This is a genomic window from Pseudomonas sp. SCB32, assembly GCF_009189165.1.
Taxonomy (GTDB): domain Bacteria; phylum Pseudomonadota; class Gammaproteobacteria; order Pseudomonadales; family Pseudomonadaceae; genus Pseudomonas.
This window is the reverse complement of sequence record NZ_CP045118.1, coordinates 4,633,781-4,659,161: the sequence shown is the minus strand read 5'-3', so window position 1 is coordinate 4,659,161 and position 25,381 is coordinate 4,633,781. Positions and strand designations below refer to the sequence as shown.

Below are 25,381 nucleotides of genomic sequence, written 5' to 3'. Positions count from 1 at the left end.
CTTTCATGAACCCGACACAGAGTAACTACCCCGTGACCACTCCAGGCGATTCCGCCGTGATGGTGCTGCTGGTCGACGACCAGCCGATGATCGGCGAGGCCGTGCGCCGCGCACTGGCGGACGATCCCAGCATCGACTTCCACTTCTGCGCCGATCCGCAGCAGGCGATCGCCCTGGCGATCCAGATCAAGCCGACGGTGATTCTCCAGGACCTGGTGATGCCCGGCGCCGACGGTCTGGCGCTGGTGCGCGACTACCGGACCAACGTGGCGACCCGCGACATCCCGATAATCGTGCTGTCGACCAAGGAAGAACCGTCGGTGAAGAGCGCGGCGTTTTCCGCCGGCGCCAACGACTACCTGGTCAAGCTGCCCGACGCCATCGAGCTGGTGGCGCGCATTCGCTACCACTCGCGCTCGTACCTTGCGCTGCTGCAGCGCGACGAGGCCTACCGTGCCCTGCGCGAAAGCCAGCAGCAGCTGCTGGAAACCAACCTGGTGCTGCAGCGGCTGATGAACTCCGACGGCCTCACGGGGCTGTCCAACCGCCGGCATTTCGACGAGTACCTGGAGATGGAGTGGCGCCGCGCCCAGCGCGAGCAGACCCAGTTGTCGATCCTGCTGATCGACGTGGACCACTTCAAGATCTACAACGACACCTTCGGCCACGTGCAGGGCGACGAGGCGCTGCGCCAGGTGGCGGGGGCGATCCGCGCCAGTTGCAGCCGGCCATCGGACCTGCCGGCGCGCTACGGCGGCGAGGAGTTCGTCCTGGTGTTGCCGGGCACCTCGCCGGGTGGCGCGCGCCTGCTGGCGGAGAAGCTGCGGCGTTCGGTGGAGGATCTGGGCATCGCCCACGAACTGCCCCATCCCGGCGCGCCGCTGACCATCAGCATCGGTGTCGCCACGGTGACTCCGCAGGCCGGCCAGCCCTGCCGCCAACTGATCGAGATGGCCGACCAGGCGCTCTACAACGCCAAGCACGGCGGCCGCAACCAGGTGGGAATCGCGGGCTGAACAACGGCGCAGGGGCGTGGAAACGACGGCGGTGCTTTGTCGTAAAGCCTGAAAGGCTTGCGAAAAATCACGTATACTTGCCGGCTTTTCTACGCCCTTTACCCGTGAGAGATGCCCGCCATGGAAATCCAACCAATCCTCAACAGCATCAAGGACCTCTCCGACCGTACCCAGTCCATTCGGGGGTATCTTTGACTACGATCTGAAACATGATCGTCTGGTCGAAGTAAACCGCGAGCTGGAAGACCCAGCGGTCTGGAACAAGCCCGAATACGCCCAGAACCTGGGCCGCGAGCGCGCCATGCTGGCGCAGATCGTCGAGACCCTCGACGAGCTCACCGGCGGTCTGGCCGACTCCCGCGACCTGCTCGACATGGCGGTCGAGGAGAATGACGAAGGCGCCGTCAACGACGTCGAGACCGAAGTCCAGCGCCTGCGCGAGATCCTCGAGAAGCTCGAGTTCCGCCGCATGTTCAGCGGCGAGATGGACCCGAACAACGCCTACCTGGACATCCAGGCCGGCTCCGGCGGCACCGAAGCCCAGGACTGGGCCAATATCCTGCTGCGCATGTACCTGCGCTGGGCCGACAAGCGCGGCTTCGACGCCACCATCATCGAACTGTCCGAGGGTGAGGTCGCCGGCATCAAGGGCGCCACCGTGCATATCAAGGGCGAGTACGTCTTCGGCTGGCTGCGCACCGAGATCGGCGTGCACCGCCTGGTGCGCAAGAGCCCGTTTGACTCCGGCGCCCGCCGCCACACCTCGTTCTCGGCGGTGTTCGTGTCCCCTGAGATCGACGACAAGGTCGAGATAGAGATCAACCCGGCGGACCTGCGCATCGACACCTACCGTTCCTCCGGCGCCGGCGGTCAGCACGTGAACACCACCGACTCCGCGGTGCGTATCACCCACGTGCCGACCAACACCGTGGTGGCGTGCCAGAACGAACGCTCCCAGCACGCCAACAAGGACACCGCCATGAAGATGCTGCGGGCCAAGTTGTACGAGCTGGAGATGATGAAGCGCAACGCCGCCGCGCAGGCGCTGGAAGACACCAAGTCCGATATCGGCTGGGGTCACCAGATCCGCTCCTACGTGCTCGATGACTCGCGCATCAAGGATCTGCGGACCGGCGTCGAGCGTAGCGACTGCCAGAAGGTTCTCGACGGCGACCTGGATGAATACCTGGAAGCCAGCCTGAAACAGGGCCTGTAAACCGCACCCTGTAGGAGCGAGCTTGCTCGCGAACCGGCCGGCCGCTCCTACCCGTACCCCATTTGATATAGACGCCAGGCAGATAGAACGACCATGAGCGACCAACAACTCGACCAGCACGAACTGCAACAGGAAGAAAACAAGCTGATCGCCCAGCGCAAGGAAAAGCTTGCCGCCGTGCGTGAGGCCCAGGCCATTGCCTTCCCCAATGACTTCCGCCGCGCCGATTACTTCGCGGACCTGCAGAAAAAGTACGAAACCGCGACCAAGGAAGAGCTGGAAGCAGCCGCCATTCCGGTCAAGGTTGCCGGTCGCATCATGCTCAACCGCGGCTCCTTCATCGTCCTGCAGGACAGCAGCGGCCGCCTCCAGGCCTACGTGAACCGCAAGACCCTGCCCGAAGAGACCCTGGCCGAAATCAAGACCTGGGACCTGGGCGACATCATCGGCGCCGAAGGCACCCTGGCCCGTTCCGGCAAGGGCGACCTGTACGTCGAGATGACCAGCGTGCGCCTGCTGACCAAGTCCCTGCGCCCGCTGCCGGACAAGCACCATGGCCTGACCGACACCGAGCAGCGCTACCGCCAGCGCTACGTCGACCTGATCGTCAACGAGGAAACCCGCCACACCTTCCGCGTGCGTTCCCAGGTCATCGCCCACATCCGCCGCTTCCTGTCCGAGCGCGGTTTCCTCGAAGTGGAAACCCCGATGCTGCAGACCATCCCCGGCGGCGCGGCGGCTAAGCCCTTCGCAACCCACCACAACGCACTGGACATGGCCATGTTCCTGCGTATCGCCCCGGAGCTGTACCTCAAGCGCCTGGTGGTCGGTGGCTTCGAGAAGGTCTTCGAGATCAACCGCAACTTCCGTAACGAAGGCGTTTCGACCCGGCATAACCCCGAGTTCACCATGCTCGAGTTCTACCAGGCCTACGCCGACTACGAAGACAACATGGACCTGACCGAGGAGCTGTTCCGCGAGCTGGCCCTGGCCGTGCTCGGCAGCACCGACGTGCCCTATGGCGACAAGGTCTTCCACTTCGGCGAGCCGTTCGCCCGCCTGTCCGTGTTCGACGCCATCCTCAAGTACAACCCTGAGCTCACCGCGGCTGACCTGAACGACATCGAGAAGGCCCGTGCCATCGCCAAGCAGGCCGGCGCCAAGGTCCTCGGCCACGAAGGCCTGGGCAAGCTGCAGGTGATGATTTTCGAGGAACTGGTCGAGCACAAGCTGGAACAGCCGCACTTCATCACCCAGTACCCGTTCGAAGTCTCCCCGCTGGCCCGCCGCAACGACAACGACCCGAGCGTCACCGACCGCTTCGAGCTGTTCATCGGTGGCCGCGAGATCGCCAACGCCTACTCCGAGCTCAACGACGCCGAAGACCAGGCCGAGCGCTTCATGCTGCAGGTCAAGGAGAAGGACGCCGGTGACGACGAGGCGATGCACTACGACGCCGACTTCGTCAACGCGCTCGAATACGGCATGCCGCCCACCGCCGGCGAAGGCATCGGCATCGACCGCCTGGTGATGCTGCTGACCAACTCGCCGTCGATCCGCGACGTGATCCTGTTCCCGCACATGCGCCCGCAGGCGTAAGCGCAGGAACTGCGTGAAAGAGGCCGCCTTCGGGCGGCCTTTTTCGTTGCTGCGCGGCGGCGAAACCCAACCTGCGCTACCGGATGGCACCGAGGCCAGCCTGTAGGAGCGCGCCACGCGCGCGATCGCGGGCATGGCCCGCTCCTACAAGGGTTTCACAATGGTTCAGGAACGTAGGGCGTATAACGCTCTGCGTTATACGCCGTCCCACCTTGGCCGTGTGTCGCTCGCGAGTCGATGACGGCCGGGTGCAACGGCGGACAACCGCGAACGGTTGTACGGCCTATGGCTGCCCCGCCCGACGAACTGTGCGCTCGCATAGGTGGCCCGGACGCCATGTAGCACGTCATACACCCCAGGCCGGACTTTCTGCCGCCGCCGTGCCATACCCGCTCCATGCTGTTGCAAGAAAGCAGGCGCGGAACGGCAATTGATTCCCCATCGAAAAGCTCGAACAATGCGCCATCAGGCCGTGCCGCCGGAGGTAATGCCAGTGACCCCAGTGTCCCCGCGAGACAGCGCCGCGCAAGTCGCCAGCGCCATCGCAGAAAGTGTTCAGTACCAGGGCCGCAAGGCCAGCCGCCAGGGCAGCGAGCAGCGCCGCCAGGCGATCCTCGACGCTGCGCTGCGGATCATCGTCCGCGACGGCGTGCGTGCCGTGCGTCACCGCGCCGTAGCCGCCGAGGCCGGTGTGCCGTTGTCGGCCACCACCTACTACTTCAAGGACATCCAGGACCTCATCACCGACACCTTCGCGCTCTTCGTCGAACGCAGCGCCGAGGCGCTCGCGGCCTTCTGGGCCAGCGTCGAGGGCGATCTGCAGGCGATGGCCGCGAGCCTCGGCCAGGACGACCCGAAGGCGCGCCGCGCGCTGACCGACAATATCGTCGAGCTGGCGATCAAGTACGTGCAGGCGCAGCTCACCGCGCGCCGCGAGCACCTGCTGGCCGAGCAGGCGTTCCGCCAGGAGGCGCTGCTCAACCCGAGCCTGGTGGAGCTGGCGCAGCGGCACCGGCGCATCCTCTCCCTGGGCGTCGTGCATTTCTTCGAAGTGCTTGGTTCAAAGCAGCCGGAGCAGGATGCCAAGGTGTTGACGGCCATCATCCTGCAGATGGAGTATCAGGGCCTGCTGGACGGTGCCGAGCACCTGCAGGTGGAGGAAATGCGTGGCATCCTTAGCCGCTACCTCGATCTGGTGATGGGCCTGTAAGCGCAGCAGCATTGCAACCCCGCCGTCCGGCGGGGTTTTCTGCTCCCGACGCCAAACTCTCTTCCACGTGAGGGGCGGCGGGACCTAAGGAGGGCGTGATGAAAGTCTGGCGTGCACTGCTGCTGTTGAGCATATGTCTGCTCAGTGGCTGCCTGGTGACGTTCAAGGACCCGATTCCGGCCAACGAGGCTGCGCCTGTCCACCTCCTGGGCCAGTGGTCGCGGGTGAACGAGTATGGCGAGGAGCAGTTCCTCGAGGTGACCCGTTCCGGCTCCAATGTCTATCGCGCGATCAGCTACGTCGACAGCAAGGACAACACCGACAGCGTCGAGGACTTCGGTTTCACCGTCGCCCACCACGGCAAGCGGTGGTATCTCTCCGCCGGGCTGCCGAAGAGCATGGGCGGCAACTTCGCCCTGGCCGGCTTCGAGATCACCGACAAGGACGAACTGGTGATCTATAACCTGGATGTCGAGCACATCCTGCAGGACATGGGTGAAGGCGCCCTGAAAGGGCAGAAGGTGGACACCGAGCAGGGCGAGGGTGCCCTGGTGACCAGCCCGTTGCCCCGGGTGATCGCCTACCTGAACGACCCGGCCAATTCGGACGTGTTCGTCGAAGCCCTGCGCTTTTCACGCCTGACTCCGGGAGAACGGCAATGACGCCGCGGCGCAAGCAAACCTCGCCCACCGAATACCAGCAGATCATCCGTGGCCTGTCCGACCGCATCGTCGAGGCGCAGACGCCAATCCGCGTGCTCGATGCCATCAAATGGGACGACGGCATCCGCGACGACTTCCTCAAGGGGCGCGGCAAGCATGCGCCCAAGGTCGACCGCAGCTACTACGACGGCCGCCCGCTGGCCTTCGACGCCAGTGCCAAGAAGCAGGAATTCCAGAACATCGAGCGCGAGATCACCCGCCACCTGGGGCAGTTCAACCCGGTCGGGCAGATCATGCGGCGCATGTGCAAGGAATACCGCATGGTCATCCGCATGCTCGAAGCGCGCGGCACCCAGGACTTCGGGCTGATCTCCCAGGAACTCTACGGCTCGGCGTCCGATGCCTTCCACGCCGGCGACCCGACCCTGGCCGACCTGGGGCTGATGCTCTCGGACTACCTGAACAACATCGCCGACCGCGGCGACCTCAAGGACGAACCCAAGACACTGACCGCCACGGAAGTGGTAGCGATGCTGCAGGAGCGCCTGAACAAAGTGTTCGACTCCGGCGAAGACACCATCCGCGTCTTCGAGTCCGACGGCATCGTCGCCGACGCTGCGGCCGGCGCCGACTACATCAAGGTACGGGCCGACGCGCTGTTCAACGAGCGCGACGTGCGTGCGCTGGAGGTCCACGAGGGCCTGGTGCACGTCGGCACCACCCTGAACGGCCTCAACCAGCCGATCTGCACCTTCCTCGCCAAGGGCCCGCCGTCCTCCACCGTGACCCAGGAGGGCCTGGCGATCCTGATGGAAGTGATTGCCTTCGCCTCCTACCCGACGCGCCTGCGCAAGCTCACCAACCGCACCCGCGCCATCCACATGGCGGAGGAGGGCGCGGACTTCCTCGAGGTCTTCCACTTCTACCGCGAGCAGGGCTACAGCATGGAGAGCAGCTACCAGAACTCCAGCCGGGTGTTCCGTGGCTCGACGCCCGAGGGCCTGCCGTTCACCAAGGACCTGTCGTACCTCAAGGGCTTCATCCTGATCTACAACTACATCCAGCTCGCCGTGCGTAAAGGCAAGCTGGAGCAGATCCCACTGCTGTTCTGCGGCAAGGCCACCCTGGAAGACATGCGTACCCTGCGCCAGCTGGTGGACGAGGGGCTGGTGGTGCCGCCCAAGTATCTGCCGCCGCAGTTCCGCGACCTCAACGCGCTGTCGGCCTGGATGTGCTTCTCCAACTTCCTCAACCATCTCAGCCTCGACCGTATCGAGGCAGATTACGCCAATATCCTCTGACTGCCTGTGCGCGATGGACCTCGGTCGTAGGATGGCGTGGAGCGAAGCGATACCCATCGATATTCCGGCGCTGCAGGGTGATGGGTATCGCAAGCTCCACCCATCCTAAGTGAGGCGCTTCCTTGCAATCAGAGCGCGACGTATGCCATGGATGAACTCATGCTGAACCGCTGTTTCCGCGCTGTTGCCGTCTCGCTGCTGCTAGCTCTTGGCGGTTGCAGCTCGCTGTTGTTCTATCCCAGCGACGACGTCGCCATCACTCCGGCCCGCGCCAAGCTCGACTACCGCGACGTCACCCTGACCACCGCCGACGGCGTGAAGCTTGCCGGCTGGTGGCTGCCAGCCAAGGCCGGCGTAGCGGTGAAGGGCACCGTGCTGCAGCTGCACGGCAACGGCGGCAACATGGCCTGGCACCTGGGGGGCACTTACTGGCTGCCGGAGCAGGGCTACCAGGTGCTGATGGTCGATTACCGCGGCTACGGACACTCCGAGGGCGCGCCGAGCCTGCCGGCGGTCTACCGGGACATCGACGCCGCCTTCGCCTGGCTGGACCAGGCGCCCGAGGTGCAGGGCAAGCCGGTGGTACTGCTCGGCCAGAGCCTGGGCGGCGCCATGGCGGTGCACTACCTGGGAATGCACCCCGAGCGGCAGAAGCAGCTGCGGGCGGTCGTTCTCGATGGCGTGCCAGCCAGCTATCGCGACGTGGCGCGCTACACCCTGGGCAAGACCTGGCTGACCTGGCCGTTACAGGTGCCGTTGTCCTGGGTGGTGCCCGATGGTGACAGCGCGATCCGCTCCATGCCGCGACTTTCTGGCGCACCCGTGCTGTTCTTCCACAGCATCGACGATACCATTGTGCCCCTGGACAACGGCCTGAGCCTGTACAAGGCCGCGCCGCCGCCGAAAGTCTTCCAGCTGACCCGCGGCAACCATGTGGAAACCTTCGGCGAACCGGTCTGGCGCGAAGTGATGCTGCGCTTCCTCGACGATCCGCAGCGCTTCACCGGATTGCGCCGGCTGGCCGAAGTCCCGAACTCGTCAACGCCAGAACCTGCTAAAGCAGCCTCCGCCAAGGCGGACTCCCCAGAACAAGGCAAGCCATGAACGACCGCAATCCGATTTCGTACATCCTCACCGTCATCGCCACCATCTTCGTGTCGATCGGCACGCTCTGGTACTACGGCTACCTGCACTTCGCCAAACCCGAGGACGCACTTGAGCTGAGCCAGTTCACCATGCTCAAAAGCATCCCCGGCCAGGACACCAAGCTGTCGCTGGACCCGGCCGACCAGCAGGCGCAGTGCATCGACGGTGTGCTGGTGATGTTCGATATGACCCAGAAGGGCCTGACTGGCGTACTGGTCGACGGCCGCAAGCGTGCCGTACGCTGCATGGGCCAGGAGACTCCCCAGCAAGTGAAGTGACGGGAGCACCCTGGCGCGACAAGGGAGGAAGCACCATGAGCCACCCCGAAATCCGCGTCTGGCAGGGCGACATCACCCGCCTCGACCTCGATGTCATCGTCAACGCCGCCAACAGCTCGCTGCTGGGCGGTGGCGGTGTCGACGGCGCCATCCACCGGGCCGCCGGCCCGGAACTGCTCGCCGCCTGCCGTCCGCTGGGCGGCTGCAAGACCGGCGACGCGAAAATCACCCCCGGTTTTCGTTTACCGGCGCGCTTCGTCATCCACACCGTCGGGCCGGTCTGGCACGGCGGTGGGCATGGTGAGGCGGCGCTGCTCGCCCAGTGCTACCGCAACAGCCTGCAACTGGCCGAGAACAGCGGCCTGGCCAGCATCGCCTTCCCGGCCATCAGTACCGGTATCTATGGCTTTCCCGCCGAAGCGGCGGCGCAGATCGCTGTCGATGAGTTGCGACGTCCGCGCGGGCAGGGGAGTTCGCTGAGGGAGATGGTGCTGGTGGCGTTCTCGACCGAGATGGCGGAGTTGTACCGGCGGCTGTTGGGCTGAGGGCTTATCCGTCGGCCCGCTCCTGCCGCACCGGGAGCCTCGAACGTAGGATGGCGTGGAGCGAAGCGATACCCATCGTGGCGGATAACGCTGCGCGTTATTCGCCCTACGGGCTGCTCGCGAATCGCCCAACGCCGATGCAGCCGGGAAATTTGTTCGCGAGCAAGAACTAGGCGTCCCCCTCGCTCTTGCAAGGGCAGGAGCGAGCAAGAGGCCAAGGCAACTCAGCCCTGGTAGCGCAACAACCGCAACCCATTGAACACCACCAGCAAACTGGCGCCCATGTCGGCGAACACCGCCATCCACAGCGTGCCTTCGCCGGCCAGGGTCAGGGCCAGGAACACGGCCTTGATGCCCAACGCCAGGCTGATGTTCTGGATCAGTACGCGATGGGTCTGGCGCGACAGGCGAATGAAGGACGGCAGCTTGCGCAAATCGTCGTCCATCAGCGCCACGCCGGCGGTCTCGATGGCGGTGTCGGTGCCCGCCGCGCCCATGGCGAAGCCGATGTCGGCGCGGGCCAGGGCCGGGGCATCGTTGATGCCGTCGCCGACCATGCCGACGCGACGCCCGCCTTCCTGGCGCTGCTTCACTTCGTTGAGCTTGTCCTCCGGCAGCAGGTTGCCCTGCGCCGCATCGATGCCTACCTGGGCGCCGATGGCGGCGGCGGTGTGCGGGTTGTCGCCGGTGAGCATCAGGGTTTTCACCCCCAGTTCGTGCAGCTGCGCAACGGCTTCGCGGCTGGTTTCCTTGACCGCGTCCGCCACCGCGAACAGGGCCAGCGGGCCTTCAGCGTCGAGTAGCACGATCACCGTCTTGCCTTGTTGTTCGAGTGCGTCGAGGCGGGCTTCCAGCTCCTTCGAGCACAGCTCCAGCTCCTCCACCAGCCGGTGGTTGCCCAGGTGGTAGGTGCGGCCGTCGATCTCGCCCTTCACGCCGCGGCCGGGCAGGGCGGTCAGCTCGCCGACACTGTACAGCGCGACGTTGTCGGCTTCGGCGGCCTGGGCCACGGCGTGCGACACCGGGTGATCCGAGCGAGCGGCGAGGCTGGCGGCCAGGGCGCGCACGTCGCCGGCGGCGGATTCGCGCAGGGCGGTAAAGTCGGTCTGGCGCGGCCGGCCTTCGGTCAGGGTGCCGGTCTTGTCCAGGGCGATCCAGTTGAGCGAGCGACCCAGTTCGAGGAAGACCCCGCCCTTGATCAGGATGCCCATGCGTGCCGCCGCCGACAGTCCGCTGACGATGGTCACCGGAGTGGAAATCACCAGGGCGCAGGGGCAGGCGATCACCAGCAGCACCAGGGCGCGGTAAACCCAGTCCAGCCAGGCCGCGCCGAAGAACAGGGGCGGCAGCAGGGCCGTGGCGATGGCGATGAGGAACACCACCGGGGTATAGATGCGCGAGAACTGGTCGACGAAGCGCTGGGTCGGCGCGCGCGAGCCCTGGGCTTCTTCCACGGCGTGGATGATCCGCGCCAGGGTGCTGTCGTCGGCCACGCGGGTGACGCGGTATTCCAGCGCGCTCTCGCCGTTGATGGTGCCGGCGAACAGGGTGTCACCCGCCTGTTTCTCTACCGGCAGACTCTCGCCGGTGATGGGCGCCTGGTTGACGCTGGAGCGACCGTCGAGCACCTCGCCGTCCAGGGCGATGCGTTCGCCGGGGCGCACGCGGACACGGGCGTTCAGTGCCACCGATTTGGCCGGCACGTCGCGCCACTCGCCATCGAGCTGCACGGTGGCCTGCTCCGGCGCCAGTTGCAGCAGCCCGCGGATGGCGTTGCGCGCACGCTCCAGGGACTTCGCCTCGATCAGCTCGGCGATGGCGAACAGCACGGCGACCATCGCCGCTTCCGGCCACTGGCCGATCAGCATGGCGCCGGTCACGGCGATGCTCATCAGGGCGTTGATGTTCAGGTTGCGGTTCTTCAGCGCGATCCAGCCCTTGCGGTAGGTCGGCAGGCCGGCGCCGAGGATGGCCGCGACGGCCAGCGCCGCCACCAGCCATTGCGGGCCGATGGCGAACCATTCGAAGAATTCGGCGCCCGCTGCGGCAACGCCGGCCAGCGCCAGCGGCCACCAGGGCTTCTGCTTGGCGGCGGGGGCGGCGATCGGGGCGTTGTCGTCCAGCGGCTCGGCCTGCATGCCCAGCGAGGCCACCAGTTTCTGCAGCGGCTCGATGCTGTCGAAGCGGTGCTGTACGCGCAGCAGGCGCTGCATCAGGTTGAAGTCGAGGTTTTCCACCGCTGATACCCGGCCGAGGGCGTCGCGCAGCAGGCGTTCCTCGGTGGGGCAGTCCATGGCCTCGATGCGCAGGCTGGACCAGCGCAGTTCGCCACTGGCGGCGCCACTTGCCGCCGTTGCGGCTTCCTGGGCCCGAGCAGTGCGATCCTCGCCATGTCGGTGATCATGGGTGTGATCGTGATCGTGGCCATGCTCGTGTTTGTGCGGGGCAGGTTCGGCGGCCGGAGCGCGCAACAGCGCGCCCTTGTCGCAGCCGCAGCAGCTGGCGGCTGCACTGTGTTCCTGATCCTGGACGGGGCCGTGGATGATCGGACCCTGGCGATTGGCAGTCATGTCGTCCGTTCCTGTTTGACGAGTTGCTGCTGATTGCACACCCTGTAGTAACTACAGAGTCAAGCCTGTATTCAACCAGGAGGTCAAAGATGAAGATCGGTGAACTGGCAAAGCTGACCGGTTGCCCGGTGGAGACCATCCGCTACTACGAGCGCGAAGGCCTGCTGCCGGAGCCTTCGCGCAGCGAGGGCAACTACCGGCAGTACGATGCCATCCACGTGGAGCGCCTGTCGTTCATCCGCCACTGCCGCTCGCTGGACATGACCCAGGAGGAGATCCGCATCCTGCTGGGGCTGCGTGATCGCCCCGAGTCCGACTGCGGCACCGCCAACCGGCTGATCGACGAACACCTGCACCACGTCGAGGTGCGAATCGCCGAGTTGCAGTCGCTCAGCCAGCAACTGCAGGACCTGCGCGCCCGTTGCAGCGGCGATGGCAATAGCGAGGATTGCGGCATCCTGCGCGAACTGGAGCAGCCGGCGGAACCGTCGGTGATTCCAGAGGCCTGCGTGGAGGCGGGGCATTTGCATGTGCCGGGCGTTCACGGCCGGCACTGACGGCCTCACTGGCGCTTGCATGGCAAACGCGGCTGCGGGCTCTTCGTAGGAGCGAGCTTGCTCGCGAACCCGACCAATAGCGGAGTCGCCGGAAAGTGTGTTCGCGAGCAAGCTCGCTCCTACAGTTAAAGCAAAGCGCCCCGGCGATTGCCGGGGCGTTTTCATTCAGGAGTGATTGGCCTGCCCCTCGGCCTCCGTCAGCTCTTGCAGGTACTTGCGCGACAGCTGCAGGAAACGCGGTGTCGGGCCGATGTCCTCGTAGATCGGATCGCCCTGTTCGTCCTGCGCCACCACCTTCTGCCCCTGCACGTAGGGGAAGCTCGCCTCCAGCTCTTCAAGGGCCGAGCCGACCAGCTCTCCCAGGATTTCCTCGACGCTGCGCTTGGGGTACATGTCATGCAGCGCCGCCAGCCGCGCGGCGGTTTCCACGTCCAGCGGGATGCTGTAGTGATGCTTGGTCATGCGCCCCCTGGCGTTCTGTTCCCAATGGCGTACCAGATAGCGGATTTTCATGTTCACCTCTGTGGCCCGTTCGTGGCGGGCATGTGGGGCGGGCCTCGTGGGGCCGCCTGGGTGTTTTCCCGATCGCTTCGGGATCACTTTGAGCCTAGTCGCTGTCCGAGCTGGAATGCTGGCGTTCGTCGCACGCTTGTCAGTGCGTGTCGTCAGCGGCACTGTGTAGATCACTCAGCCGAGGTCTCTCGTCCAGGGATCTCTAACGCCAAGGTTCTCTAACTCAAGGACTCTCTAACTCGAGGGCTCTCTCACTCAAGGAGAATGGTCATGCCGGATATCGATGCGCGCCTGCGCGAGGACGTCCACCTGTTGGGCGAGCTGCTGGGGCACACCATCCGCGCCCAGTACGGCCAGGGCTTCCTCGACAAGATCGAACTCATCCGCACCGGCGCCAAGGCCGCGCGGCGCGGCTCGGCGGAGGGCGCCCGGCAGTTGACGGCAACCCTCGACGTGCTGGGCGAGGACGAACTGCTGCCGGTGGCGCGGGCCTTCAACCAGTTCCTCAATCTGGCCAACATCGCCGAGCAGTACCACCGCATTCGCCGGCGCACCCCCAAGGAGCCGGAGCCCTTCGAGAACCGTGTGCTGGGCGAGTTGCTCGCGCGCCTGCGCAAGTCCGGCCTGGGCGCCGAAGGGCTGGCGCGGCAGGTCGCGGAGCTGGAGATCGAACTGGTACTGACCGCGCATCCCACGGAAGTGGCGCGCCGCACCCTGATCCAGAAATACGACGCCATGTCCGCTCAACTGGCCGCCGACGATCACACCGATCTGCTGCCGGAAGAGCGCGAAGCGGTACGCGAACGCTTGCAGCGGTTGGTCGCCGAGGCCTGGCACACTGAGGAAATCCGCCGCACCCGGCCAACGCCGGTGGACGAAGCCAAATGGGGTTTCGCGGTCATCGAACACTCGCTCTGGCAAGCGCTGCCGGCCTTCCTCCGGCATGTCGACGCCACTCTGCAACAGACGCTCGGTGAGCGCCTGCCGCTGTCCGCCGCGCCGATCCGCTTCGCCTCCTGGATGGGCGGCGACCGCGACGGCAACCCCAACGTCACCGCCGCAATCACCCGCGAAGTCCTGCTACTGGCGCGCTGGATGGCCGCCGACCTGTACCTGCGCGATGTCGACAGCCTGGCGGCGGACCTCTCCATGCAGCAGGCCAGCGCCGAGCTGCGCGCCGAGGTGGGGGACATTGCCGAACCCTATCGCGCGTTGCTCAAGCAATTGCGCGAACGTCTGCGCGCCACCCGCGCCTGGGCCGAGCGGGCCATCCACAGCGGTGAAGCGCCCTGCGCGGAAGTGCTGACGGACAACCGCGAACTGCTCGAACCCTTGCAGCTCTGCTATCGCTCACTGCAGGACTGCGGCATGGGCGTGATCGCCGATGGCGCGCTGCTCGACACCCTGCGCCGCGCCGCCACTTTCGGCCTGTTCCTGGTGCGCCTGGACGTACGCCAGGACTCCACGCGCCACGCCAGGGCAATGAGCGACATCACCGAATACCTCGGCCTGGGCAACTACGCCGAATGGGACGAAACCGTGCGCCAGGAATTCCTCCTGGAAGAACTCGCCAGCCGTCGCCCCCTGCTGCCGGCGAACTACGCGGCATCGCCGGAGACCGCCGAAGTTCTGGCGACCTGCCGGGTAGTGGCCGAGGCGTCGACGGCGTCGCTGGGTTCCTACGTGATCTCGATGGCCGGGCAGCCCTCCGATGTGCTCGCCGTGCAGTTGCTGCTCAAGGAGTGCGGACTGCAGCGTCCGATGCGCGTGGTGCCGCTGTTCGAGACCCTGGACGACCTGGACAACGCCGGCCCCTGCATCGACCGCCTGCTCAGCCTGGACAGCTATCGCACCGGCCTGGCCGGCCCGCAGGAAGTGATGATCGGCTATTCCGACTCGGCCAAGGACGCCGGCACCCTGGCCGCTGCCTGGGCGCAGTACCGCGCGCAGGAGGCGTTGGTGGAAATCTGCCGCAACCACGGTGTCGAGCTGCTGCTGTTCCATGGCCGTGGCGGCACCGTTGGTCGTGGCGGCGGCCCTGCCCACGCGGCGATCCTCTCGCAGCCGCCGGGCTCGGTGGCCGGGCGTTTCCGTACCACCGAACAGGGCGAGATGATCCGCTTCAAGTTCGGCTTGCCGGGCATTGCCGAACAGAACCTCAACCTTTATCTGGCTGCCGTGCTCGAAGCCACGCTGCAACCGCCGCCGGTGCCGGAACCTGCCTGGCGCGAGGAGATGGACCGGCTCGCCGCCGATAGCCTGGTGGCCTACCGCGCCGTGGTGCGGGATAACCCGCAGTTCGTCGACTATTTCCGCGAGGCCACGCCGGAGCAGGAGCTGGGCCGCCTGCCGCTGGGCAGCCGTCCGGCCAAGCGCCGCGAGGGTGGAGTGGAAAGCCTGCGGGCGATTCCCTGGATCTTCGCCTGGACCCAGACGCGCCTGATGCTGCCGGCCTGGCTGGGCTGGGAACACGCCCTGTTCAAGGCTATCGAGCGCGGCGAAGGCGCGCTGTTGGGGCGTATGCGCAAGGAGTGGCCGTTCTTCACTACGCGCATCGACATGCTGGAGATGGTGCTGGCCAAGGCCGACCGGGAAATCGCCCAACTTTATGACGAACGACTGGTGCAATCGGAACTGCGACCATTAGGTGCACATTTACGCGACCTATTGTCGCAGTCGGTGCGCGTGGTGCTGGGGCTGACCGGGCAATCCCAGTTGCTTGGCAACGCCGCCGAGACGCGCGAATCGATCGGTGTGCGCAACACCTACCTGGACCCGCTGCACCTGCTCCAGGCCGAACTCCTTGCCCGCTCCCGGCGCTGCGCGGGCGACGCCTGCGGCGGTCTGGAGCAGGCGATGCTGGTCACGGTGGCGGGTATCGCCGCCGGTTTGCGCAACACCGGCTGAGGTCGTTCCACCCCCCACTAATGGTGGATTGCACGACCCCGAAATGGGGGTAATTTGAAGGCTGATCGGGGGTGATTTTGTCGCCCACGATCGGCTTGTACGGTCGCCGAGGGCGGCTTGTATGGTGGGGGGCCGCTGTGTATCGTTGGCAACCTTTCGGCGCGCATCTGCGCCATAAAAAGCATGATGAGATTGGCCCCAAGAGGCGGATCCGTGATTTCGCTTAACAAGTATTAAGGAGCATATCGATGCGTGTGATTCTGCTCGGGGCGCCCGGTGCCGGCAAAGGTACCCAGGCTCGCTTCATCACTGAGAAGTTCGGCATTCCGCAGATCTCCACCGGCGACATGCTGCGTGCGGCGGTCAAGGCGGGCACCGAACTGGGCCTGAAGGCCAAGAGCGTGATGGACGCCGGCGGTCTGGTCTCCGATGACCTGATCATCAACCTGGTGAAAGAGCGCATCGCTCAACCCGACTGCGCCAAGGGTTTCCTGTTCGACGGTTTCCCGCGCACCATTCCCCAGGCTGAAGCCATGAAGGAAGCCGGTGTCACCATCGACAACGTGGTCGAGATCGCCGTGGACGACGAGGAAATCGTCGGCCGCATGGCTGGTCGCCGCGTACACGCAGCCTCCGGCCGCGTCTACCACATCCAGCACAATCCGCCGAAGGTGGAAGGCAAGGATGACGTGACCGGCGAAGACCTGCTGCAGCGCGAAGACGACAAGGAAGAAACCGTGCGTCACCGCCTGTCGGTCTACCATTCGCAGACCAAGCCGCTGGTCGATTTCTACCAGAAGCTGGCCGCCGTCGAAGGCACCCCGAAGTACACCTGCGTCGAAGGTGTCGGCTCGGTGGAGCAGATCACCGCCAAGGTGCTCGCCGCTCTGAGCTGATTGCCCCGCGCAATGCCAAAGGCCCGCACAATGCGGGCCTTTGGCGTTTATAATGCCTGCCCTTTTTCATCGCCCTGTTTTTTAACGTCCTATGGAAAACACCATGCCCACGCTGCTGGCCCTGGATACCTCGACTGAAGCCTGTTCCGTCGCCCTGCTGCATGACGGCCGCCGGTTTGTTCGCCATGAGGTGATCCCGCGCCTGCACGCCCAGCGCCTGCTGCCAATGGTGCAGGACATCCTCGGCGAAGCCGGTATCGAACTGGCCGCCGTGGATGCCATCGCCTTCGGTCGCGGCCCCGGCGCCTTCACCGGCGTGCGTATCGCCATCGGCGTGGTCCAGGGCCTGGCCTTCGCGCTGCAGAAACCGGTGCTGCCGATTTCCGACCTGGCGGTGCTCGCCCAGCGTGCTCACCGCGAGCAGGGCGCTACGCAGGTGGCCGCGGCGATCGACGCGCGCATGGACGAGGTGTACTGGGGTTGCTACCGCGAGGAGCAGGGCGAGATGCGTCTGGCCGGCGCCGAAGCGGTGCTGCCGCCGGAGCGTGTGGAGCTGCCGCGCGATGCCCAGGGTGAATGGTTCGGCTCCGGCACCGGCTGGGGCTTCGAGGAGCGCCTGGCAGTGAAGGTCGCCGGTCGCGACGCCAGCCTGCTTCCCCATGCCGAAGACCTGCTGACCCTGGCCGAATTCGCCTGGGCGCGCGGCGACGCCGTTGACGCAGAGCAGGCCCAACCGGTTTATCTGCGCGACAACGTGGCGACCCCCAAGAAGGCCTGATCCATGCCAATTGCCAAGGCCCAGGGCCCTCGTTAGAGTGATTGGTATCCCCTCCGAGTTTCCACGAAATGCGTATCGACGGTCTCGTTTCCACCTCCCAGGCGCCTGAGCGCACTGCCCGCACGGGCACTGCGGTCATGCCCTATCGGGAAGTGCAGCGCGACGTCGAGTCGCGCCGCGAGCGGCCCGCGCCCACCTCGGCCAGCCAGGGCTTCGAGCAGCAGCCGCAGGCCCGCCGTGTCGAGGCCGGCAGCGCCAGCAGCTACAGCGTGCCGGCTACCCTGCGCGATAACCTCGAGTACCAGCGCCCCCTGAGTTCCCGAGCCGCCCAGGCGCTAGCCAGCTACGCCAGCACCGCCAGCATGGGCGGCCAGTACGAGGGCCAGGAAGTCCTGGGTCTCGACCTCTACGCCTGATTCCATGAGCTTGCCGTATTACCTGGGCTGTCCCTCGTGGAACGAGCCGGCCTGGCGCGGCAGCTTCTATCCCGGCGACCTGCGCGCCGCCGAGACCCTCGGTTTCTATTCCCAGGTGTTCAACGCGGTGGAAGGCAATACCACCTTCTATGCGCGGCCCAATGCCGACACCCTGAAGCGCTGGGCGCAGACCATGCCGGCGAACTTCCACTTCTGCGCCAAGCTGCCCCGCGACATCAGTCACGAAGGCGACCTGCGCGGACAGCTGGAAAATACCCAGGACTTCCTCGACCTGCTGGCGCCGCTGGGCGAGCGGGTTGCGCCGCTGTGGCTGCAGGTGTCCGCAAGCTTCGGTCCGGATCGCCTCGGTGAGCTGGCGGCCTGGCTGGACGCTTTTGCCGAACGCCGGCTGGCGGTGGAGGTGCGGCACCCGGCGTTCTTCGCCAAGGGCGAGGAGGAGCGGGCGCTTAACCGGTTGCTGCTGGACCGTGGCGTCGAACGCATCTGCCTGGACTCGCGCGCGCTGTTCGCCTGCCGCTCGGACGACCCCGCCGTGCTGCATGCGCAGTCGAAGAAACCGAAGGTGCCGGTGCGTCCGGCAGCCTTCAGCGACAGTCCCCAGGTGCGCTTCATCGGCGGCCCCGATCTGGATGCCAACGCGACCTACCTCGGGCCCTGGGTGGGCAAGGTTGTCGAGTGGATCGAGCAAGGCCTGACGCCCCACGTTTTCCTGCATACCCCGGACAACCACCGCGCGGCCGAGCAGGCGCAGCGCTTCCATGCCCTGCTGCGCGAACGTCTGCCGGGCCTGCCTGCACTGGCGGCGCCCAAGCCGGAAGTGGAACAGCTCGGCCTGCTCTGAGCGGCCGACTGTGCATGGCATGCCGGCGGCGACGGGACTAACCTGCTCCTTCCCCTGATCGGCAAGGAGATAGCCATGCCTTCCCAGCACGAAAGCACCCAACAACAGCGCGGCGAAGCGTTCCGGGCGCTGCACCAGCGCGATGGCCTGTTCGTTCTGCCCAACCCCTGGGATGCCGGCTCGGCGAAGATGCTCGCCCACCTGGGCTTCGAAGCGCTCGCCAGCACCAGCGCGGGGCTGGCCTTCACCCTCGGCCGGCCCGATGCCGAGGGTGCTGTGAGCCGCGAGGAAGCGCTGGCCAATGCACGGGCGATCATCGAGGCCACACCGCTTCCGGTGGCCGCCGACCTGGAAAACGGCTATGGCGACGAACCGGAGGCTTGCGCCGAAACCATCCGCCTCGCCGCTGCCTGTGGCTTGGTCGGTGGCTCCATCGAGGACGCCACGGGGCGCCCGGATACGCCGATCTACCCATTGGAACTGGCCGTGGAGCGGGTCAGCGCCGCCGTTCAGGCCGCCCGAGCGCTGCCGTTCCCCTTCACCCTGGCGGCGCGGGCGGAAAACCTGCTGCATGGGCGCTACGATCTGGATGACACCATTCGCCGACTGGTGGCCTTCGCCGAGGCTGGCGCCGATGTGCTCTATGCGCCGGGCCTCAAGACCAGGGAAGAGATCGCAGCAGTGGTCAGCGCGGTGGCGCCAAGGCCGGTCAACGTACTGGTGGGCTCACAGGCGCTGCAGTTGAATCTGGAGGAGCTGGCAGAGCTGGGCGTCAAGCGCGTGAGCGTTGGCTCCAACCTGGCGCGGGTAGCTTTCGGCGCCTTCTTCAGCGCGGCCGAAGCGCTGGCCAAGGGCGACCTGACGCTGATGGGCAGGGCGATGCCGTTCGACCGGATCAACCAGTTGTTCCGCGGCTGAGCTGTCGTCACCGATACGCCGTTAAGGCCGGAGGGCGGCGCGCTGCGCTAGAATCGCGGTTTTTTCCAGGATCGCCCGTCATGACCGAGACTCTCACCCCGCCGCGCTTCGTCGTCCAGGCGCTGGCGCCCGCCTGGCAGGCCGCCGCCGAGCAGTGGGCGCAGCGGCTCGGGCTGCCGATGGGCGAGGGTGATGCGGACTTTGCCCTGCAACTGGGCGATGACGGGTTGCAGCTGCTGCAACTGGGGCCGGACTCGCCTGGCCCGGTGCGGGTGGACTTCCTCGAAGGCGCCACCGCCCATCGCCGGCAGTTCGGTGGCGGGGCCGGGCAGATGATCGCCAAGGCGGTGGGCATCCAGCAGGGTGTGCGTCCCCATGTGCTGGACGCCACCGCTGGGCTGGGCAAAGACGCCTTCGTGCTGGCGACCCTGGGTTGCGAGATGGATCTGACCGAGCGCCAGCCGATCATCGCTGCGTTGCTTGAGGACGGGCTGGCTCGTGCGGCGGGGGATTACGAGGTCGGCGCCATCGTTGCGCGCATGCGTCTGTTGCAGGGCAACGCCATCGAGCGCATGGCCGCGTGGGAAGGGGAGGCACCGCAGGTGATCTACCTCGACCCGATGTTCCCGCACCGCGACAAGAGCGCCCTGGTGAAGAAGGAAATGCGCCTGTTCCGCCCGCTGGTGGGCGACGACCTGGATGCCCCGGCGCTGCTGGAAGCGGCGTTGAAACTGGCCAGCCACCGGGTGGTGGTCAAGCGCCCGCGCAAGGCGCCGATCATCGAGGGGCAGAAGCCGAGCTACAGCCTCGAAGGCAAGTCCAGCCGCTATGACATCTATCCGCTGAAAAGCCTGAAGGGCTGACCCTGCGCACCTGTCGGCGCGTTTCGCGGGCATGGCCCGCTCCTACGGGGATACGCCAAAACAATTGTAGGAGCGGGCCATGCCCGCGATCAGCCGGTAACGGTTGCTTCAGGGTTGGAACGCCCTGAGGAACAACGCCACCACTTCCTGCACATGGGCCTCGGCTTCCGCTTCCGTGGGCGCCGTTTCGCAGCCGATCAGCAGGCGGAAGTGCACGCAGCCCTGTACCAGCATCAGGAAGTGCTCGGCCGCCCGGCGCGGGCAGTCCATCTGCAATTTGCCCTGCTGGCGCGCCAGCTCCAGCAGGCGCTCCATCTGGTCCAGCACGCGTTGCGGGCCGGCCTCGAAGAAGAGTTGCGACAGGTGCGGGTTCCCCGCGCCCTGGGCCACCATCAGCCGGCTGAGGGAGATCGCCTCGGGGCTGTTGATCAGCTGGTTGAACCCGCGCGCCAGGGCCAGCAACAGACTTTCGAACGGCTCGTCGGCCGGCGGCTCGGCGAACAGCTCGGGCATGCGCTCGGCGCACTTGGCCTGCACCGCTTCGACGAACAGCGTCTCCTTGTCGGTGAAGTGGCTGTAGACGGTGAGTTTCGAGACGCCAGCCTCGGCGGCGATGGCTTCCATGCTGCTGCCGTCATAGCCGAAGCGAATGAACAGGTCCTTCGCCGCTTCGAGGATGGCCTTGCGTTTGGCGGGGTCCTTGGGGCGACCCGGCCCATTGGAGGGAGTCGAGAGTGACATGATTTTACATTTCTAATACTGGACTGGTGGGTTCTGTATTTTTACTATACCGGGGAGTATAAGAATTCAACCGCGCTTTGCGAAAGGTCACACATCATGTTCCGCCATGCTCTGTCTGTCGCGCTTCCTGCCGTCCTTTCCCTGTCCCTGGTCGCCTGCGGTTCCGGCGAGCCGCCCAAGCCGGCGGTACGCCCGGCGATGGTGGTGCAGCCGCTGCCGGCCCGGGATGTTACCGAAGCCTATCCCGGCGAGGTACATGCCCGGCATGAGCCGGAGCTGGCCTTCCGCATCGGCGGCAAGGTCAGCCGACGACTGGTCGAGGTGGGCGAGCGCGTGAAGAAGGACCAGCCGCTGGCGGAGCTCGATCCGGAAGACGTCCGCCTGCAGCTCGAAGCCACGCGCGCCCAGGTGGCCGCCGCCGAGGCCAACCTGCAGACCGTCCGTTCCGAATACGCCCGCTACAAGACGCTGCTCGAACGCCAGTTGGTCAGCCAGTCGCAGTTCGACAACATCGAGAACACCTACCGCGCCGGCGAGGCGCGGGTGAAGCAGATTCGCGCCGAGTACGACGTGGCCCGCAACCAGGCGGACTATGCGGTGCTGCGCGCGCCCCAGGACGGCGTGATCGCCACCCGCCGGGTGGAAGTGGGGCAGGTGGTCGCCGCCGGGCAGACCGTCTTCACTCTCGCCGCCGACGGTGACCGCGAAGTGCTGATCAGCTTCCCCGAACATGCCATCGACCGCTTCCGCATTGGCGAGGCGGTGAGCGTTGAACTCTGGTCGCAGCGCGACAAGCGCTTCAGCGGCAAGATCCGTGAGCTGTCGCCGGCCGCCGATCCGCAGTCGCGCACCTTCGCCGCGCGGGTCGCCTTCGATGACGTCAAGGTGCCCGCCGAGCTGGGCCAGAGTGCGCGGGTCTACATCCAGGCCGCCGGCAAGGTACCCCTGGCGGTACCGCTGGCGGCGGTGACCGCCGAGGGCGGCAAGCCGTTCGTCTGGGTGGTCGATCCGAAGAATTCCACCCTGCACCGCCGTCCGGTGCGCATCGGCCCCTTCGCCGAGGACCGCGTGCCGGTGCTCGAAGGGCTGAGCAGTGACGACTGGGTGGTAGCCGCGGGTGTGCAGGTATTGCGTGAAGGGCAGGAGGTACGGCCGGTCGATCGGGAAAACCGCTCGGTCAAGCTGGTGGCGAAGGAGTAACGCCCGATGCAATTCAACCTTTCCGCCTGGGCGTTGCAGAACCGTCAGATCGTCCTGTTCCTCATGCTGCTGCTGGGCATCGTCGGTGCGCTGTCGTACACCAAGCTGGGGCAGAGCGAGGACCCGCCGTTCACCTTCAAGGCCATGGTGGTGAAGACCAACTGGCCGGGCGCGACCGCCGAGGAAGTCTCGCGCCAGGTGACCGAGCGCATCGAAAAGAAGCTGATGGAGACCGGCGACTACGACCGCATCATTTCCTTCTCCCGCCCCGGCGAATCCCAGGTCACGTTCATCGCCCGCGAGGACTTCCGCTCCCGCGATGTCCCCGAGCTCTGGTACCAGATCCGCAAGAAGGTCAACGACATCCGCTACACCCTGCCGCAGGGCATCCAGGGGCCGTTCTTCAATGACGAGTTCGGCACGACCTTCGGCAATATCTACGCGCTGTCGGGCAAGGGCTTCGACTACGCGGTGCTCAAGGACTATGCCGACCGCCTGCAACTGCGGCTGCAGCGGATCAAGGACGTCGGCAAGGTCGAGCTGGTCGGCCTGCAGGACGAGAAGATCTGGATCGACCTGTCCAACACCAAGCTCGCCACCCTCGGCCTGCCGCTGGCGGCAGTGCAGAAGGCGCTGGAAGAACAGAACGCGGTGACCGCCACCGGCTTCTTCGAGACCACCACCGATCGCGTGCAATTGCGCGTTTCCGGCCGCTTCGATTCGGTGGAGGACATCCGTGCCTTCCCCATCCGCGTCGGCGACCGCACCTTCCGCATCGGCGACGTGGCCGAGGTGCACCGGGGCTTCAACGACCCGCCCGCGCCGCGCATGCGCTTCATGGGCGAGGACGCCATCGGCATCGCCGTGGCCATGAAGGACGGCGGCGACATCCTGGTGCTGGGCAAGGCGCTGGACGACGAGTTCGCGCATCTGCAGCAGACCCTGCCGGCGGGCATGGAGCTGCGCAAGGTGTCCGATCAGCCCGCGGCGGTGCGCGAGGGCGTGGGCGAGTTCGTCCGTGTGCTGGCCGAGGCGCTGATCATCGTGCTGCTGGTGAGCTTCTTCTCACTCGGCCTGCGCACCGGCCTGGTGGTGGCGCTGTCGATCCCGCTGGTGCTGGCGATGACCTTCGCCTGCATGTACTACTTCGGCATCGGCCTGCACAAGATTTCCCTTGGCGCGCTGGTGCTGGCGCTGGGCCTGCTGGTGGACGATGCGATCATCGCCGTGGAGATGATGGCGGTGAAGATGGAGCAGGGCTACGACCGCCTCAAGGCGGCCAGTTACGCCTGGACCAGCACGGCCTTCCCGATGCTCACCGGCACCCTGGTGACCGCCGCCGGCTTCCTGCCGATCGCCACCGCGCAGTCGGGCACCGGCGAGTACACCCGCTCACTGTTCCAGGTGGTGACCATCGCGCTGCTGGTGTCCTGGGTCGCCGCCGTGGTGTTCGTGCCCTACCTGGGCGAGAAGCTGCTGCCGGACCTGGCCAAGCGCTACGCGGAAAAGCACGGAGGCACCGACAAGGGGCACGACCCGTATTCGACCGCCTTCTACCAGCGCTTTCGCCGCGTGGTGGAGTGGTGCGTGCGTTACCGCAAGACGGTGATCCTGCTCACCGTGGCCGCCTTCGTCGGCTCGATCATGCTGTTCCGCCTGGTGCCGCAGCAGTTCTTCCCGCCGTCGGCGCGCCTGGAGCTGCTGGTGGACCTGAAGCTGGCCGAGGGCGATTCGCTCACCGCCACCACCGAACAGGTCAACCGCCTGGAGAAGATGCTTGCCGAGCATCCGGGCATCGACAACTACGTGGCCTATGTCGGCACCGGCTCGCCGCGCTTCTACCTGCCGTTGGACCAGCAACTGCCGGCGGCGAGCTTCGCTCAGTTCGTGGTGCTGGCGAAGAACCTGGAGACCCGCGAGGAAATCCGCCAGTGGCTGATCAAGCACATGAACGAGGATTTCCCCACGCTGCGCACCCGCATCAGCCGCCTGGAGAACGGCCCGCCGGTGGGCTACCCGGTGCAGTTCCGCGTTTCCGGCGAGCACATCCCGGAAGTCCGCGCGCTGGCGCGCAAGGTCGCCGACAAGATGCGCGAGAACCCCCACGTGGTGAACGTGCATCTGGACTGGGAGGAGCCGAGCAAGGCGGTGTTCCTCGACATCGACCAGGAGCGCGCCCGCGCCCTCGGGGTGAGCACGGCGGATATCTCGCAGTTCCTGCAGAGTTCGCTGACCGGCTCCACGGTGAGCTTCTACCGCGAGGACAACGAGCTGATCGAAATCCTCCTGCGCGGCGACGAGCGCGAACGGCATGACCTGTCGCAGCTGCCGAGCCTGTCGATGCAGACCAGCAGCGGGCACAGCGTGGCGCTGTCGCAGGTGGCGACCCTGGAGTACGGCTTCGAGGAAGGCATCATCTGGCGGCGCAACCGCTTGCCCACCGTGACCGTGCGCGCCGACATCTACGACGACTCGCTGCCGGCCACCCTGGTGAAGCAGATCTCGCCGACCCTGGACCCGATTCGCGCGGAGCTGCCCGACGGCTACCTGCTGGACGTCGGTGGCACGGTGGAGGATTCGGCCAAGGGGCAGAACTCGGTGAACGCCGGTATCCCGTTGTTCATCGTGGTAGTGCTCAGCCTGCTGATGCTCCAGCTGCGCAGCTTCTCGCGGATGATCATGGTGTTCCTCACCGCACCGCTGGGGCTGATCGGCGTGACCCTGTTCCTGCTGATCTTCCAGAAGCCCTTCGGCTTCGTGGCGATGCTCGGCACCATCGCGCTGGCCGGTATGATCATGCGCAACTCGGTGATCCTGGTGGACCAGATCGAGCAGGACCGTGCCCACGGCCTGGATACCTGGCACGCGATCATCGAGGCCACGGTGCGGCGCTTCCGCCCCATCGTGCTGACCGCGCTGGCGGCGGTGCTGGCGATGATCCCGCTGTCGCGCAGCGTGTTCTTCGGCCCGATGGCGGTGGCGATCATGGGCGGCCTGATCGTCGCCACGGCGCTGACCCTGCTGTTCCTGCCGGCGCTGTATGCGGCGTGGTTCAGGGTGAAGAAGGAAGCCTGATAGTCGCGGTACTGATCTCGTAGGATGGCGTGGAGCGCAGCGATACCCATCAATTGTGGCGCCGGCAGCATGGGTATCGCCTGGGCTCCACCCATCCTACAGTCCCGCTCTT

General features: G+C 66.1%; 22 protein-coding genes. 19 read left to right on the top strand and 3 right to left on the bottom strand.

The window, feature by feature from the left end:
* Positions 1-5 precede the first annotated feature (5 nt).
* The 9 genes from GA645_RS21220 (at position 6) to GA645_RS21180 (ending at position 8,973) form a co-directional block, all read left to right on the top strand.
* Positions 6-1,016, top strand: a complete 1,011-nt coding sequence (locus GA645_RS21220) for a PleD family two-component system response regulator (RefSeq protein WP_152225127.1) — start codon at positions 6-8, stop codon at positions 1,014-1,016.
* Between the two features lie 120 nt (positions 1,017-1,136).
* Positions 1,137-2,232, top strand: a protein-coding gene (gene prfB, locus GA645_RS21215; protein ID WP_152225125.1) for a peptide chain release factor 2 whose coding sequence is annotated in 2 segments (ribosomal slippage) — positions 1,137-1,208 and positions 1,210-2,232 — 1,095 coding nt in all. Because the reading frame shifts where the segments join, the coding sequence is not laid out codon by codon here.
* 93 nt (positions 2,233-2,325) lie between these two features.
* The gene (lysS, locus tag GA645_RS21210) at positions 2,326-3,831 is read left to right on the top strand and encodes a lysine--tRNA ligase (RefSeq protein WP_152225123.1); all 1,506 of its coding nucleotides are present in this window, start codon (positions 2,326-2,328) and stop codon (positions 3,829-3,831) included.
* A gap of 493 nt (positions 3,832-4,324) precedes the next feature.
* Complete coding sequence (locus tag GA645_RS21205; RefSeq protein ID WP_152225121.1) at positions 4,325-5,041, top strand: TetR/AcrR family transcriptional regulator; 717 nt, start codon at positions 4,325-4,327, stop codon at positions 5,039-5,041.
* A 98-nt stretch (positions 5,042-5,139) separates the two neighbouring features.
* Positions 5,140-5,703, top strand: a complete 564-nt coding sequence (locus GA645_RS21200; RefSeq protein ID WP_152225119.1) for a hypothetical protein — start codon at positions 5,140-5,142, stop codon at positions 5,701-5,703.
* Positions 5,700-7,004, top strand: a complete 1,305-nt coding sequence (locus tag GA645_RS21195) for a flavohemoglobin expression-modulating QEGLA motif protein (RefSeq protein WP_152225117.1) — start codon at positions 5,700-5,702, stop codon at positions 7,002-7,004. The genes GA645_RS21200 and GA645_RS21195 overlap by 4 nt, the downstream gene beginning before the upstream one ends.
* A 159-nt stretch (positions 7,005-7,163) precedes the next feature.
* On the top strand, positions 7,164-8,108 hold the full coding sequence (locus GA645_RS21190; protein WP_152225115.1) for an alpha/beta hydrolase: 945 nt from the start codon (positions 7,164-7,166) through the stop codon (positions 8,106-8,108).
* Complete coding sequence (locus GA645_RS21185) at positions 8,105-8,428, top strand: hypothetical protein (RefSeq protein WP_152225114.1); 324 nt, start codon at positions 8,105-8,107, stop codon at positions 8,426-8,428. Before GA645_RS21190 ends, GA645_RS21185 begins: the two co-directional genes overlap by 4 nt.
* A 35-nt stretch (positions 8,429-8,463) precedes the next feature.
* Positions 8,464-8,973: an O-acetyl-ADP-ribose deacetylase gene (locus GA645_RS21180; RefSeq protein ID WP_152225112.1), complete on the top strand. Its 510-nt coding sequence runs from the start codon at positions 8,464-8,466 to the stop codon at positions 8,971-8,973.
* Between the two features lie 224 nt (positions 8,974-9,197).
* Here the strand turns inward: GA645_RS21180 and GA645_RS21175 are convergent, their stop codons facing one another.
* Positions 9,198-11,543, bottom strand: coding sequence for a heavy metal translocating P-type ATPase (locus GA645_RS21175; RefSeq protein ID WP_152225110.1), 2,346 nt, complete (start codon positions 11,541-11,543; stop codon positions 9,198-9,200).
* An 89-nt stretch (positions 11,544-11,632) separates the two neighbouring features.
* Here GA645_RS21175 and cadR point away from each other — a divergent pair, with 89 nt between their 5' ends.
* The gene (cadR, locus tag GA645_RS21170) at positions 11,633-12,100 is read left to right on the top strand and encodes a Cd(II)/Pb(II)-responsive transcriptional regulator (RefSeq protein ID WP_152225108.1); all 468 of its coding nucleotides are present in this window, start codon (positions 11,633-11,635) and stop codon (positions 12,098-12,100) included.
* A gap of 165 nt (positions 12,101-12,265) precedes the next feature.
* On the opposite strand, the gene GA645_RS21165 is transcribed toward cadR, so the two are convergent.
* Positions 12,266-12,613 carry a pilin assembly protein gene (locus GA645_RS21165; RefSeq protein ID WP_152225106.1) on the bottom strand — a complete coding sequence of 116 codons (348 nt, stop codon included), beginning with the start codon at positions 12,611-12,613 and terminating at the stop codon, positions 12,266-12,268.
* Positions 12,614-12,883: 270 nt separating this feature from the next.
* On the opposite strand from GA645_RS21165, the gene ppc reads away from it, so the two are divergent.
* The 7 genes from ppc (at position 12,884) to GA645_RS21130 (ending at position 20,253) form a co-directional block, all read left to right on the top strand.
* On the top strand, positions 12,884-15,520 hold the full coding sequence (ppc, locus tag GA645_RS21160; protein ID WP_152225104.1) for a phosphoenolpyruvate carboxylase: 2,637 nt from the start codon (positions 12,884-12,886) through the stop codon (positions 15,518-15,520).
* Positions 15,521-15,768: 248 nt separating this feature from the next.
* On the top strand, positions 15,769-16,416 hold the full coding sequence (adk, locus tag GA645_RS21155; protein WP_152225102.1) for an adenylate kinase: 648 nt from the start codon (positions 15,769-15,771) through the stop codon (positions 16,414-16,416).
* 103 nt (positions 16,417-16,519) lie between these two features.
* Entirely contained in the window at positions 16,520-17,194 is a 675-nt protein-coding gene (tsaB, locus tag GA645_RS21150) for a tRNA (adenosine(37)-N6)-threonylcarbamoyltransferase complex dimerization subunit type 1 TsaB (protein WP_152225100.1), read from the top strand.
* 68 nt (positions 17,195-17,262) lie between these two features.
* Positions 17,263-17,610: a hypothetical protein gene (locus GA645_RS21145; RefSeq protein WP_152225098.1), complete on the top strand. Its 348-nt coding sequence runs from the start codon at positions 17,263-17,265 to the stop codon at positions 17,608-17,610.
* A gap of 4 nt (positions 17,611-17,614) precedes the next feature.
* Positions 17,615-18,472 carry a DUF72 domain-containing protein gene (locus tag GA645_RS21140; RefSeq protein WP_152225096.1) on the top strand — a complete coding sequence of 286 codons (858 nt, stop codon included), beginning with the start codon at positions 17,615-17,617 and terminating at the stop codon, positions 18,470-18,472.
* Positions 18,473-18,547: 75 nt separating this feature from the next.
* A complete protein-coding gene (locus GA645_RS21135; protein WP_152225094.1) occupies positions 18,548-19,390 on the top strand; it encodes an oxaloacetate decarboxylase in 843 nt (280 codons plus the stop codon).
* Between the two features lie 80 nt (positions 19,391-19,470).
* Positions 19,471-20,253 carry a class I SAM-dependent methyltransferase gene (locus GA645_RS21130; RefSeq protein WP_152225092.1) on the top strand — a complete coding sequence of 261 codons (783 nt, stop codon included), beginning with the start codon at positions 19,471-19,473 and terminating at the stop codon, positions 20,251-20,253.
* Positions 20,254-20,361: 108 nt separating this feature from the next.
* Here GA645_RS21130 and GA645_RS21125 read toward each other — a convergent pair whose 3' ends face one another.
* Positions 20,362-20,994, bottom strand: coding sequence for a TetR/AcrR family transcriptional regulator (locus GA645_RS21125; RefSeq protein ID WP_152225090.1), 633 nt, complete (start codon positions 20,992-20,994; stop codon positions 20,362-20,364).
* Between the two features lie 96 nt (positions 20,995-21,090).
* Between GA645_RS21125 and GA645_RS21120 the strand changes: the two genes are divergently transcribed.
* Together GA645_RS21120 and GA645_RS21115 are read left to right on the top strand one after the other, a co-directional pair.
* Positions 21,091-22,194, top strand: a complete 1,104-nt coding sequence (locus GA645_RS21120; protein WP_152225088.1) for an efflux RND transporter periplasmic adaptor subunit — start codon at positions 21,091-21,093, stop codon at positions 22,192-22,194.
* A gap of 6 nt (positions 22,195-22,200) precedes the next feature.
* The gene (locus GA645_RS21115) at positions 22,201-25,269 is read left to right on the top strand and encodes an efflux RND transporter permease subunit (RefSeq protein ID WP_152225086.1); all 3,069 of its coding nucleotides are present in this window, start codon (positions 22,201-22,203) and stop codon (positions 25,267-25,269) included.
* The last annotated feature ends 112 nt before the right edge of the window (positions 25,270-25,381 follow it).